Genomic DNA, 13,495 nt, shown 5'->3' with positions numbered 1-13,495 from the left:
AAACACCTCAAGAAGTTCCGAGCAACTTCTTCGACCGGTCGCCGTACGGACGGAGCGCACCCAGTGGCCCCCATCACCACCCAGTCCAAGGCCGAACAGGCCGCCGAGCTCGCCCGGCAGTGGGAGACCAACCCACGCTGGAAGGGCACCGAGCGCAGCTATGCCGCCGCCGACGTGGTCGCGCTGCGCGGGTCGCTGCAGGAGGAGCACACGCTGGCCCGGCGCGGCGCCGAGCGGCTCTGGGAGCTGATCAACTCCGACGGCTACGTCAACGCGCTCGGCGCGATGACCGGCAACCAGGCGGTGCAGCAGGTGCGGGCCGGCCTGAAGGCGATCTACCTGTCCGGCTGGCAGGTGGCGGGCGACGCGAACCTGGCCGCCCAGACCTACCCCGACCAGAGCCTCTACCCGGCGAACTCCGTGCCGGCCGTCGTACGCCGGATCAACAACGCGCTGATCCGCGCGGACCAGATCAGCTGGAGCGAGGGCGCCGACGAGGACATCGACTGGTTCGCGCCGATCGTCGCCGACGCCGAGGCGGGCTTCGGCGGCGTGCTCAACGCCTTCGAGCTGATGAAGGCGATGATCCAGGCCGGCGCGGCGGGCGTGCACTGGGAGGACCAGTTGTCCTCCGCGAAGAAGTGCGGGCACCTCGGCGGCAAGGTGCTGATCCCGACCGGTCAGCACATCAAGACCCTGACCGCGGCCCGGCTGGCGGCGGACGTCGAAGGCGTGCCGAGCGTCATCGTCGCGCGCACCGACGCGCAGGCGGCGACGCTGATCACCAGCGACGTCGACGAGCGCGACCGGGCGTTCATCACGGGCGAGCGGACCGCGGAGGGCTTCTACCGCGTGACCAACGGCATCGACCCGTGCATCGCGCGCGGCGTGGCGTATGCGCCGTACGCGGACCTGCTCTGGATGGAGACGTCGACGCCGGACCTCGAGTTGGCCCGGCAGTACGCCGAGGCGATCAAGAAGGAGCACCCGGACCAGCTGCTGGCTTACAACTGCTCGCCGTCGTTCAACTGGAAGGCGCACCTCGACGACGACACGATCGCGAAGTTCCAGCGCGAGCTCGGCGCGATGGGGTACCGCTTCCAGTTCATCACCCTGGCCGGGTTCCACGCGCTGAACTACACGATGTTCGAGCTCGCCCGCGACTACGCCGAGCGCGACATGGCGGCGTACGTCGAGCTGCAGGAGAAGGAGTTCGCGGCGGAGAAGCTCGGCTACACCGCGACCAAGCACCAGCGCGAGGTCGGTGCTGGGTATTTCGACGCGGTCGCGACCGCGATCGACCCCGCCGCGGAGACCTTGGCGCTCAAGGGATCGACCGAGGAAGAGCAGTTCCACTAGACCGACCAACCATCGAGGACACGGGTACCCACAGGAGGACGCGATGCGCCGCTGCAACGGTCGACTGTTCGACGGAAGCGCCTGCAACAACCTGCTGATCGAGTGCGCCGGGTGTGGCACCGACGGCTGCGAGGGTGACGGCTGCGACTCGCAGTCGTTCGCAGCGGGAGCCTGCGACTGCGGTACGCCGGTCACCGCCCTCGCCACCGCCGCCGCCTGACCTCCGGCACCCTGTTGTGAGCTGTCCCGTACACCCCGCTGTACCGCACGGCGCACAACCGAAGTAGCCCCCCCGGCGTCTGCCGGCTGTGGCAGTTCGCTTCGCTTCGGCCGCGGCGTGCATCACGTTGCTCGCGACCGCCTGCACAAGCCGACCCGCAGATCGCATAGCGGTCGGCTCGCACTCGTCGGCACCGCATCCGCCTGTCGCGGGGGCACCTGCGGCCGGCTCCGGGGTTCAGGGCGCACACCCTTTCCCCGGCCTGCGCTGGCGTGACGGCGGTCCTGCGCGGTTGGTCGCCGCTGCCCCGCCGAGGTCCACTGCGCTGTCGGGCGCGCTTGACCTTTACGCCGACGGCGACGTCGTGCTTGCCGCGACGTACGGCGGAATCAGCCGGAGCGTTGACGGTGGTCGAACGTGGCGCAGCGTGCTGCAAGGCGTGGAGATGTGGTCGATCACTCGCGGGCCGACCGGGTTCGTCGCGATCGGAGCCCAGCGCCGGCGACCGGATCGCCCGGTCGTTGCGACCAGCTTGGGCGGTCGGCACTGGCAGGTGCGCCGGATCGAGACCGGGCGCCGTCGGTCGTCGCCGACCTTCGGATACCGAGCCGTCCTGGACGGTTCCGTGGGCGTTGCCGTTGCCCGGGCCGACGACTCTTGGTCCGGCGGCCCGATGTTGAGGACGACCGATGCCGGGCGCCGATGGACCAAGGCGGACGGGCTGCCGTTCGCCACCGGTGGGTTGCAGATGTCGGCGAGCGGCACGATCGTCGCAACCGCTGCCGGGATCGGGTCGGCCTGTCGCGGTGCCGTCTTCAGCAGCGTCGACCTCGGACGGACCTGGTCCGAGCTGCCTGGCTCGTGCAGCCGGCAGCCGTTGCTCGACGTCCAGTTCCTCGATGCCCGGCACGCGGTGGCCGTCGGCGGCGCGTCGTACCCGGGTGGCGGCGGTCAGGTCATCGAGACGACCAGCGACGGCGGCCTCCGCTGGCGGACCACCCGCTACGTCGCTCCGACGGAGGTAGGCGTACAGGAAGAGGTGGTGGGCTTCGCCCGGGTCGCGTTCGTCACGCCCTCCCAGGGGTTCGTCGTTACCGGTCCGTGCCAGGAGGGCGAGGACCTTCCGTGTCGGGGCGATCTCGACCAGGTGTCGAGCGCGGGCCGGCGGCTGCGCCGGACGCCGGTCCCGCCGTTGGCGAACGGCTGGCTCGCGGTGGCGCCCACCCAGGGCGGACACTTCGTCGTAGCCGGTGCGGGGCGTGCTGGGCCGGGGCTCGGGGGAGATGGCCTCGCGACCGGGGCGGTCGCCCGAGCCGGCTTGCAGGTCGAGAACCGCCCGGGTGACGTGTGGGGAGATGTCTTCACCGGCGTCGGCTCCCGCCTGCTGTGGCGCACCAACCTCGGCTGGGTCAGTAGCCGCGATGCCGGCGACAAGTGGCGAATGCTGCCAGCGGCCCGAGCGGACCGGTTGCTGCACCGGCCGCGCCTTCGCCGTACCGGCGATGACGTCTCGGTCGGCTGCCGCACCGGAGCGGTTCGGGGATGGCGGTTCTGCGCCCTTCGGTCGCGCAAGGACGCATGGGTCCTGCATCGCGGCGGCCCGCGGCACCCGTGGATCGGGTACCGGATGCCGGCGTGGGTGCCGGACTGGACCCACATGATCGTGGTCACCGGGCGGGACAGAGCGATCTTTGCGTTTCACGGGGCGTTATGGCGGACCACGGATGGCGGGGCGACCTGGCGGGAGAGTTGGCCACGGCTGCCCGGCGAGGAGGTCAACCGAGGGTTGTGAGTCGTCAGGTACAGCGGGGTGTACCGGAGAGCTCACAAGTGGGGGGCGGCGCGCCGGGGCGGAAAGCGAATCCGGTTCGGCGCTTGCTAGAGTTTGCACTTAGGCACGGCTGGCATTGACGGCAGCCGTCGCATCATTCGCCAGTCCCCTCGGCAGGAGGTCGGCCGCCGGCCATGAACGTTGTCGTGTGCGTGAAGCAGGTGCCGGACACCTGGGCTGAGAAGAAGCTCAGCGACTCCGACAAGACGGTCGACCGCGAGGGCGCCGAGGGCGTCATGAACGAGCTCGACGAGTACGCCATCGAAGAGGCGCTCCGGATCAAGGAGGCGCACGAGGGCGAGGTCACCGTCCTCACGATGGGGCCGGAGAAGGCCAGCGAGACCATCCGCAAGGCGCTGTCGATGGGCGCCGACCAGGCGATCCACCTGGTCGACGACGCGCTGCACGGCTCGGACGCGCTGGCTACGTCGTACGCGCTGGCGAAGGCGCTCGGCACCGTGCAATACGACCTGGTGATCCTCGGCGTCGAGTCGACCGACGCGCGGATGAGCGTCGTGCCGGCGATGCTCGCCGAGCGGCTCGGCGCGACCGCGCTGACGTTCGCGCGCAAGGTCGAGATCGGTGACGGGACGGTGCGCATCGAGCGGCAGACCGACACCGGGTACGACGTGGTCGAGGGGCCGACTCCTGCGGTGGTGTCCGTGGTCGAGAAGATCAACGAGCCGCGCTACCCGTCGTTCAAGGGCATCATGGCGGCGAAGAAGAAGCCGCTGACCACTCTGACGGTCGCCGACGCGGGCATCGAGGCGGACAAGGTCGGCCTGGCCGGATCGGGCTCCGAGGTGGTCGAGGTCACGGCGCGACCGCCGAAGGCCGCCGGGCAGATCGTCAAGGACGAAGGCGACGGCGGCGTGAAGCTGGCCGAGTTCCTCGCCGCGCAGAAGATCATCTGAGACGGGGCTGACTCATGGCTGAAGTTCTCGTTCTCGTCGAGCACGTCGACGGGACACCGAAGAAGGTCACGCTCGAGCTGCTGACCCTGGCGCGCTCGCTCGGCGAGCCCTCCGCGGTGTTTGTCGGCGCCGGCTACGACAACGCGAAGGCACCGCTTGCCGAGTACGGCGCGCAGAAGGTCTACGTGGCCGGCGACGCCGAGCTCGACTCCTATCTGGTCGCACCCAAGGCCGAGGTGCTCGCGCAGGTCGCGTCAACCGGCTCGCCGGCCGCGGTGTTGATCGCCAGCAGCCCGGACGGCAAGGAGATCGCCGGGCGGCTCGCGGTCAAGCTCGACTCGGGGATCATCACCGACGCCACCGGAGTCGCCGACGGCCTGGTCGCGGAGCAGTCGATCTTCGGCGGCTCGTTCACCGTGCGCTCGAAGGTCAGCCGCGGTACGCCGGTCATCACCGTCCGGCCCAACTCCACGGCGCCTGAGCCCGCGCCCGCGCAGCCGGCCGAGGAGCAGGTGTCCGTCGTGCTGTCGGAGCCGGCCAAGAAGGCGAAGATCCTCGACCGCGTCAGCGAGAAGAAGGGTGGCCGACCCGAGCTGACCGAGGCGTCGATCGTCGTGTCCGGCGGTCGCGGGGTCGGCGGCGGTGAGAACTTCGCGCTGATCGAGAAGCTCGCCGACTCCCTCGGCGCGGCGGTCGGAGCCTCCCGTGCCGCTACCGACGCCGGGTGGTACCCCCACCAGAATCAGGTGGGGCAGACCGGCAAGACGGTGTCGCCTCAGCTCTACGTCGCGGTCGGGATCTCCGGCGCGATCCAGCACCGCGCGGGCATGCAGACCTCGAAGACGATCGTGGCCATCAACAAGGACCCGGAGGCTCCGATCTTCGACCTGGTCGACTTCGGTGTCGTGGGCGACCTGTTCACCGTCGTACCGCAGCTGACCGAGCAGATCGAGCAGCGCAAGGCCTGAGCCCGGCCCTTGCCGAAAGCCGGCCCGGCAAGCACGCGGGCGATAAGCGGTGTTTGCCGTCGCAACCAGCACGTAGGCTGAACCGCGATGGCCTACCTGGACCACGCGGCGACGACGCCGATGCTCCCGCAGGCGGTCGATCGGATGTCCGAGCTGCTCGGGCAGGTCGGCAACGCCTCGTCCTTGCACGCCACCGGCCGGCGTGCCCGCCGGGTCGTCGAGGAGGCCCGCGAGACGATCGCCGCCGCCCTCAATGCCCGTCCCAGCGAGGTCGTGTTCACCAGCGGTGGCACCGAGAGCGACAACCTCGCGATCAAGGGCCTGTTCTGGTCCCGGGTCGCGGCCGACTCCCGCCACCGCAAGGTCCTGGTGAGCGCCGTCGAGCATCACGCCGTCCTCGACGCCGCCATCTGGCTGGCCGAGCATGAGGGGGCCGAACTGGTCCTGCTCCCGGTCGACCCGACCGGGAGGTTGGCTCCCGAGACGCTGGCCGAGGCGATCGCGAGCGCACCCGACGAGATCGCGTTGGTCAGCGTCATGTGGGCCAACAACGAGGTCGGCACGGTGCAGCCGATCGCCGAGCTGGCCGCAGTCGCCGCCAAGGCTGGCATTCCCGTACACACCGACGCGGTGCAGGCGCTCGGTGCGATCCCGATCGACTTCGCGGCCAGCGGCGTCGCGGCACTCACCGTGACCGGCCACAAGGTCGGCGGCCCGGTCGGAGCCGGCGCTTTGCTGATCGGCCGTGACATCGACCTGGTCCCGATCGTGCACGGCGGTGGCCAGGAGCGCGACGTCCGGTCGGGCACACTCGACGTACCAGGGGTGGCTGCCTTTGCGCTCGCGGTCGAGATCGCGGTCAAGGAGCAGGCCGACCGGTCCGCGTGGCTGCGCGATCTCCGGGACGATCTCGTCGGCCGGGTTCGCGCGGTCGTCGCCGACGCCCAGCTCAACGGCGACCAGACGCTGTCCGCCGACCGTCGGCTTCCCGGCAACGCGCACTTCTCCTTCCCGGGCTGCGAAGGTGACGCGCTGCTGATGCTGCTCGACGCCCGCGGCGTCGAGTGCTCGACCGGCTCGGCCTGCTCGGCCGGCGTCGCGCGGCCGAGTCACGTCCTGCTCGCGATGGGTCACGACGAGGACCGGGCAAAGTCCTCGCTGCGGTTCTCGCTCGGTCACTCCTCGTCGGCTGCGGACGTCGACGCGCTCGTCGAGGCAATCGGTCCGGCCGTGCTTCGTGCCCGCTCGGCACGACGGACCGCCTGAACGGCACGCCGATGAAGGTCCTGGCCGCGATGTCCGGCGGTGTCGACTCCGCCGTCGCTGCCGCGCGCGCCGTCGACGCGGGTCACGACGTCACGGGCGTGCACCTCGCACTGTCGCGGACGCCCGCCTCGCATCGCGAGGGCGCCCGCGGCTGCTGCTCGATCGAGGACGCCCGCGACGCGCGCCGCGCGGCCGACGTCCTCGACATCCCGTTCTACGTATGGGATGTCGCCGAGCGCTTCGAGCGCGAGGTGATGGACGACTTCGTCGCGGAGTACGCCGCCGGCCGCACGCCGAACCCGTGCGTGCGGTGCAACGAGCGGATCAAGTTCGCTGCTGTCCTCGACCGCGCGGTGGCGCTCGGCTTCGACGCGGTCTGCACCGGCCACTACGCGCGGCTCGCCGACGGCCGCCTGCACCGTGCGGCCGACCCTGACAAGGACCAGTCCTACGTCCTGGCCGTGCTCCGCCCGGACCAGCTCGCCCGCGCGATGTTCCCGCTCGGCGACTCGCTGAAGTCCGAGGTGCGGGCCGAGGCGGACCGGCGCGGCCTGGCGGTCGCGACGAAGCCGGACAGCCATGACATCTGCTTCATCCCGTCCGGTGACACGAGCGGGTTCCTGCGCGACCGGCTCGGGAGCGCGCCCGGCGCGATCGTCGACGAGACCGGGGCGACCCTCGGCAACCATGACGGCACGTTCGGTTTCACGGTCGGGCAGCGCCGGGGGCTGGCCATCTCAGCGCCCGCGGCCGACGGCCGCCCGCGCTATGTACTGTCGGTCTCACCGGTCTCGCGGACGGTGACGGTGGGACCGCGGGAGCGGCTCGCGGTCCGCCGGATCGAGTGCGGGCCGCCCACCTGGTGCGCCGGGGTGCCGGTCTTGCCGCTGGACGGCCTTGCCCAGGTGAGGGCGCACGGCACCGCCGTACCCTGCCACGTCGACCTGCGCGACGACCGGCTGGTCGCCGACCTCGGACCCGGCGTGCACGGTGTCGCCGCCGGCCAGTCACTCGTGGTGTATCTCGGCGACGAGGTGCTCGGGTCGGCCACCATCGACAGCGCGGCGTGACCGCGAAGCCGACGGGGTACGCCGTCCTCCTGCGCGCCGTCAACCTCGGCTCGCACAACAAGGTCGCGATGCCGAAGCTGCGCGAGCTGCTCGCCGAGCGCGGCTACCCCGACGTGCAGACCTACGTGCAGAGCGGCAACATCGTGCTGTCCGGCACGTCTCCGGCCGCCGTCGAGGCGGATGTCGTTGCCGCGCTCCGAGACGGCTTCGGGCTCGACATCGAGGTGATGATCCGCAGCCGAGCCGATCTCGCGAAGGTCGTCAAGGGCAACCCGTTTCTCGAACCCGCCGAGGACCCGACTCGGGTGCACGTGAACTTCCTCGCCGCCCAGCCGGCCAAGGACAAGGTCGCCGCGCTGGATCCCGAGGAGTTCGACCCCGAGCGCTTCGCGGTCGGCGATCGCTGCCTCTACCAGTTCTATCCGGGCGGGTTCGGCCGGTCGAAGATGGCCGCTGCACCGTGGGAGCGTCGGCTCGGCGTACGCGGCACCAACCGCAACTGGCGCACGGTCACGGCTCTGCTGGACATGCTGGATCGGTAGTCACACCCCGCCACTACTCTCGGCGATATGGCGGATCGAGGCGCGCCGGCGGGCGTCGCGACCGGTGTCGGGTCGTTGCCCGGCGACGACGTCGACCGCGCGACCGCGCTGGTCTTCGACGAGCTGCCCGATCTCCCGCACCTGCCCGAGCTGCCCGACCGCGGCCCGGGCGCCGACCTGATCGGGCGCACCGCGACTCAGCTCGTCGACCTCGCGGTCGACCTGCAGCCCTCCGGCTGGCGGCTGGTCGACCGGCCGGGTCTCGACGTCCAGCGCGGCCGCGACCTGATGACCGCGGATCTCGACGCCTTGCTGCCGGTCGCGGGTCCGGGGTACGACGGCCGGCTGAAGGTGGCCCTCGCCGGGCCGTGGACGCTCGCCGCGGGCGTGGAACTGCCCCGTGGTGGGCCGGCCCTCGCTGACTCCGGCGCGGTGCGCGACCTCGGGGAGTCGCTGGCCGAGACCGTCCGCGAGCACCTGGCCGAGGTTTCGCGGCGGCTCCCGGCCGCCCGGATCGTGCTCCAGCTCGACGAGCCTTCGCTGCCCGCGGTTCTCGCTGGGCGGATCCGCACCCAGAGCGGCTACGGCGTCGTGGCCGCGCCGGAACAACCGGTTGCCGAAGCCGCCATCGCCCGGGTCATTGCGGCCGCCGGGCCCACGCCGGTCGTCGTGCACTGCTGCGCCGCCAACCCGCCGCTGCGGCTGCTGCGCGATGCGGGTGCCGCCGCGGTCGGCGTGGACCTGCTCGTGGGCGCACCGGATCACGACCAGCTCGGCGAGCTGGTCGAGGCCGGCGTCGGGCTCTGGCTCGGCGTCGTCCCGTCACTCGGCCCGGGGGTGCCGCCCACGCCGCGAGAAGCCGCCGACCGGGTCCGCCGGATCTGGGGCGAGCTCGGTTTCGCGCCCGAGCGGCTGCCCGAGCTCGTGACCGTCACGCCCAGCTGCGGGCTCGCGCGCGCGTCCACGGGCTGGGTCCACTCGGCGTACCGACTGGTGCGGCAAGCCGCACGCACCCTCGCCGAAGCACCGGAAGGAACCAGCGTGTGAGCAAGCAGACCGACGCCGCCCGCCGGCACCGCGAGCTCGCCCAGGAGGTCGAGGACCTCGCGTACCGCTACTACGTGCTCACGCAGCCGACGGTTTCGGACGCGGAGTACGACGCGAAGATGCACGAGCTGCAGGCGCTCGAGGAGGACTACCCCGAGCTGCGAACTCCGGACTCACCCACCCAGAAGGTCATGGAGTCGCTGTCGACGGACTTCGCCGAGGTGCAGCATCTCGAACGCCTGCTCTCGCTCGACAACGTGTTCAGCGATGAGGAGTTCGCCACCTGGGCCGCGCGGGCGACGCGAGAGGTGCCGGTCCCTGCCTGGCTGTGCGAGCTGAAGATCGACGGGCTCGCCGTCGACCTGGTCTATGAACAGGGCCGGCTGGTGCGGGCAGCGACCCGCGGCGACGGCGTGACCGGCGAGGACGTCACACTCAACGTCCGCACGATCGACGTCGTGCCGAGCCGGCTGTCCGGGTCGGACGTGCCGTCCCTGCTCGAGGTCCGCGGCGAGGTCTACCTGCCGCATGCGGCGTTCGAGGAGATCAACGCGGGGCTGGTCGAGGACGGCAAGGCGCCGTTCGCCAACCCGCGCAACGCCGCCGCCGGGTCGTTGCGCCAGAAGGACCCGCGGGTCACGGCCGGCCGCCCGCTCGCGATGACGATCCACGGGCTCGGCGCCACCGAGGGTTTCGCGCCGCAGACGCAGTCCGACGCCTACGCGGCCATGAAAGAGATGGGGCTGCCGGTCAGCGCGCGCTACCGGGTCGTGCCCGACCTCGACGGGGTGCACGACTACGTCTCCTACTGGGGTGAGCACCGGCACGACGTCGAGCACGACATCGACGGCGTGGTGATCAAGGTCGACCAGCTCTCGTTGCAGGGCCGGCTGGGCGCGACGTCCAAGGCCCCGCGCTGGGCGGTGGCGTGGAAGTACCCGCCCGAGGAGGTCACCACGACGCTGCGCAACATCTTCGTCAACGTCGGTCGGACCGGTCGGGTCACGCCGTTCGCGTCGCTCGAGCCGGTGCACGTGGGAGGCGTGACGGTGAGCACGGCCACCCTGCACAACGAGGACGAGGTACGCCGCAAGGGCGTCCTCATCGGCGACACGGTGGTCGTGCGGCGGGCCGGCGACGTGATCCCCGAGGTGGTCGGGCCGGTCGTGACGCTTCGCGACGGCAGCGAGAAGAAGTTCCGGATGCCCAAGCGCTGCCCGGAGTGCGGCACGCCGCTGACCAGGGGCGAGGGCGAGGTCGACTGGCGCTGCCCCAACACAGTCGGGTGTCCGGCCCAGCGCCGGGAGGCGGTCTTCCACATCGCCGGGCGGGGCGCGCTCGACATCGACGGGCTCGGCTACGAGACCGCGATCGCGCTGCTCAACGCCGACCGGATCGACACTATCGGCGACGTCTTCCACCTGACCCCCGAGTCCTTCGAGGGGCTGCGTGGGTTCGGTCCGAAGAAGATCCAGCAGGTGCTCGACGGTGTCGAAGCGGCCCGGCATCGGCCGCTCTGGCGGCTGCTGGTCGGCCTGTCCATCCGCCATGTCGGGCCCACCGCCGCCCAGGCGCTGGCCCGGGAGTTCCGCTCGCTCGACGCGATCGCGGCGGCGTCGGCCGAGGAGCTCTCGAAGGCCGACGGCGTCGGCCCGACGATCGCGGACGCGCTGGTCGAGTGGTTCGGCGACCGGCGGCACCGCGAGATCCTGGACCGGCTGCGGGACGGGGGTGTCAACACCGTCGACGAGGGCCCGGCCAGTGGCCCCGGGCCGCTCGACGGGCTCACCGTGGTCGTGACCGGCACGCTCACGGGGTACTCGCGAGATCGGGCAACCGAGGCAATTGCCGCACTCGGTGGCAAAGTGACCAACTCGGTCAGTAAGAACACGTCGTACGTCGTCGTCGGTGATGCGCCGGGTGCGTCGAAGTACGACAAGGCGGTCAAGCTCGGCGTGCCGATCCTCGACGAGGCCGGATTCGAAGCCCTGCTGACCGGCGGGACGGCCGCGGCGGACGCCCTGATCCGCAGTGCCGAATGACCCCGAACACGTTGGCCGCGCTCAAGAATCGGCATTTTCTGTCGATCTTCGCCCAGGGAAGGGCTCGTCTGGGACCCCGATGACCTAATGAGGTGACATGAGCTCGCAGGACGAGGCGCGCAATGTCGCCCCCGCATCGGGCGAGCACGCTTTCTGGGCCTACCTGAGCGCGGTCACCGTCGCCGGGTTCGCCCTGCTGGCCTGGCAGCTCACGCTCCTGCACAGTGCGGACCTCAAGGACATGGGCACCGCGTTCATCGTGATCGCGATCATGGTGATCATCGGCGAGGTCCGCCCGCTCGTCGTGACCGGCGTCGGTGACGTCACCGGCGTGACGACCTCCACCGCGTTCACGTTCGCACTCCTTCTGCATACCGGGCTTCCGGTCGCGCTGGTGCTGCAGGCCTGCGCCACGGTCGCGGCGGCGATGGCCTACCGGCGAGCCGTCTGGCGGACCGCGTTCAACGTCGCCCAGTTCACCTTGTCCTACGGCGCGGCCGACGTGGTCCTGCTGCTCTGCGGCCGGCACGCGTCGATCACGCACATGCTCGGGGTCAAGGGGAGCGACCTCCCGTCCATCGCGCTTGCCGCGGTCGTCTACTTCGTCATCAACAACAGCTTCGTGTCCACCGCGCTCGCGCTGAAGAACCGCACCACGGTGCAGCACGAGTTCTTCTCCGACTTCGCCTTCCAGGTGCTCTCGAACGCCGCCCTGCTCGGCATCGCGCCGATCGTCGTGATCGTGGTGGAGACCAGCTCGGCGATGGTTCCGCTGCTGCTGTTCCCGCTGGCCGCGGTCTACGCGACGGCCGCGATGATGCGGACGCGCGAGCGCGAGAGCATGCACGACCCGTTGACCGGGCTGCCGAACCGCACGCTCATGACCGACCGCACCGCCGATGCAGTCGCAGCGGCCGCCGAGGCGGGTCACCACGTCGCGCTGTTCCTGCTCGACCTCGACCGTTTCAAAGAGATCAACGACACGCTGGGGCACCGGGTCGGTGACGAGCTGCTTCAGCTGGTCGGCCGGCGGCTGACCGCGGCGCTTCGCCCGGGCGACGTGATCGGCCGGCTCGGCGGCGACGAGTTCGCCATGTTGGTGCCGAACCTCGAGGATCCCCGGGCCGCGGTCGACCTCGCCGAGCGCGTGCGGATGTCGCTCGTCGAGCCGTTCCACTACGACGGGCTGTCGCACGAGATCGACGGTTCCATCGGGGTGGCGATCTACCCGGCGCACGGCTCGGACTTCGAGACCCTGCTGCAGCGCGCGGATGTCGCGATGTACGTCGCGAAGGGCCGGGGCACCGGCGTACAGCTGTACTCCACCGAGATCGACCGGCACTCGACGCTGCGGCTCAGCATGCTCGCCGAGCTGCGGACCGCACTCGAGAACGACGACTTGGAGCTGCACTACCAGCCCAAGGCCGACCTGCGCACGGGAGATGTCGTCGGCGTCGAGGCGCTGCTGCGCTGGCGGCACCCCGAACGCGGCCTGATCCAGCCCGACGACTTCCTGCCGCTCGCCGCGCAGACCGGCCTCATGCGGCTGATCACCAAGTTCGTGCTCGAGCAAGCCCTGTGTCAGCTCTCGGTCTGGTGGCGGATGGGGATCAAGGTCCACGCCGCCGTCAACGTCAGTGCCCTCGACCTCTATGACCGCGGGTTCGCGGAGCTGCTGCAACGCAACATCGAGCAGCACGACGTCCCGCCGCGCGCGCTCATGATCGAGGTCACCGAGAGCATCCTCATGGCCGACCCGGCCCGCGCCGCGTCCACGCTGCTCGCGCTCGCCGGTCTCGGGGTCGGTGTCTCGCTCGACGACTTCGGCACCGGCTACTCCTCTCTCGTACACCTCAAGCGGCTTCCGGTCAGCGAGGTCAAGATCGACAAGTCGTTCGTCATGCGGATGGACGTCAACGAGGACGACGCGGCGATCGTGCGCTCGATCATCGACCTGGCGGGCGCCCTCGGCCTGCGCACCGTCGCCGAAGGCGTCGAGACCCGCGATGCGTGGGACCGGCTCGCGGTCTACGGCTGCGACGCCGCGCAGGGGTGGTATCTCGCCAAGGGAATGCCGGCGGACGTCGCGACCGAGTGGTTGCAGAACGTGCGGCACGTCGGGTCGAGCCCGGCTTCCGACGGTCGCGTCCTGCCGTCCGCGCGGTCCGCCCGACTCGGCGTCGCCCGCGGCTGACCGGATCCGCACCGGCGGAAACTCGCAGGCCGTTCGAATCCC

At 70.8% G+C, this 13,495-nt stretch carries 11 protein-coding genes; all 11 read left to right on the top strand.

The annotated features are described in order from the left end of the window. Nucleotides 1-72 precede the first annotated feature (72 nt). Complete coding sequence (aceA, locus tag VME70_04490) at nucleotides 73-1,359, top strand: isocitrate lyase (protein HTW19456.1); 1,287 nt, start codon at nucleotides 73-75, stop codon at nucleotides 1,357-1,359. 43 nt (nucleotides 1,360-1,402) lie between these two features. Then, the gene (locus tag VME70_04485) at nucleotides 1,403-1,579 is read left to right on the top strand and encodes a hypothetical protein (GenBank protein HTW19455.1); all 177 of its coding nucleotides are present in this window, start codon (nucleotides 1,403-1,405) and stop codon (nucleotides 1,577-1,579) included. A 292-nt stretch (nucleotides 1,580-1,871) separates the two neighbouring features. Further along, complete coding sequence (locus VME70_04480; GenBank protein ID HTW19454.1) at nucleotides 1,872-3,371, top strand: hypothetical protein; 1,500 nt, start codon at nucleotides 1,872-1,874, stop codon at nucleotides 3,369-3,371. Between the two features lie 173 nt (nucleotides 3,372-3,544). Further along, on the top strand, nucleotides 3,545-4,324 hold the full coding sequence (locus VME70_04475; GenBank protein HTW19453.1) for an electron transfer flavoprotein subunit beta/FixA family protein: 780 nt from the start codon (nucleotides 3,545-3,547) through the stop codon (nucleotides 4,322-4,324). A 14-nt stretch (nucleotides 4,325-4,338) separates the two neighbouring features. After that, nucleotides 4,339-5,292 (top strand): electron transfer flavoprotein subunit alpha/FixB family protein, encoded by a 954-nt coding sequence (locus VME70_04470; GenBank protein HTW19452.1) that lies wholly within the window; start codon nucleotides 4,339-4,341, stop codon nucleotides 5,290-5,292. A gap of 87 nt (nucleotides 5,293-5,379) precedes the next feature. Then, a complete protein-coding gene (locus VME70_04465; GenBank protein HTW19451.1) occupies nucleotides 5,380-6,558 on the top strand; it encodes a cysteine desulfurase family protein in 1,179 nt (392 codons plus the stop codon). An 11-nt stretch (nucleotides 6,559-6,569) separates the two neighbouring features. Further along, complete coding sequence (gene mnmA / locus VME70_04460; GenBank protein HTW19450.1) at nucleotides 6,570-7,628, top strand: tRNA 2-thiouridine(34) synthase MnmA; 1,059 nt, start codon at nucleotides 6,570-6,572, stop codon at nucleotides 7,626-7,628. Beyond that, complete coding sequence (locus VME70_04455) at nucleotides 7,625-8,170, top strand: DUF1697 domain-containing protein (GenBank protein HTW19449.1); 546 nt, start codon at nucleotides 7,625-7,627, stop codon at nucleotides 8,168-8,170. The genes mnmA and VME70_04455 overlap by 4 nt, the downstream gene beginning before the upstream one ends. A gap of 27 nt (nucleotides 8,171-8,197) precedes the next feature. Further along, entirely contained in the window at nucleotides 8,198-9,217 is a 1,020-nt protein-coding gene (locus VME70_04450) for a methionine synthase (GenBank protein ID HTW19448.1), read from the top strand. Further along, nucleotides 9,214-11,259: an NAD-dependent DNA ligase LigA gene (ligA, locus tag VME70_04445; protein HTW19447.1), complete on the top strand. Its 2,046-nt coding sequence runs from the start codon at nucleotides 9,214-9,216 to the stop codon at nucleotides 11,257-11,259. The genes VME70_04450 and ligA overlap by 4 nt, the downstream gene beginning before the upstream one ends. Nucleotides 11,260-11,356: 97 nt before the next feature. Next, entirely contained in the window at nucleotides 11,357-13,453 is a 2,097-nt protein-coding gene (locus tag VME70_04440) for a bifunctional diguanylate cyclase/phosphodiesterase (GenBank protein ID HTW19446.1), read from the top strand. Nucleotides 13,454-13,495: the final 42 nt, after the last annotated feature.

This window comes from Mycobacteriales bacterium, from assembly GCA_035504215.1.
Taxonomy (GTDB): domain Bacteria; phylum Actinomycetota; class Actinomycetes; order JAFAQI01; family JAFAQI01; genus DATAUK01.
The sequence above is the reverse complement of the archived record's forward strand: the minus strand, read 5'-3'. Positions and strand labels throughout refer to the sequence as shown.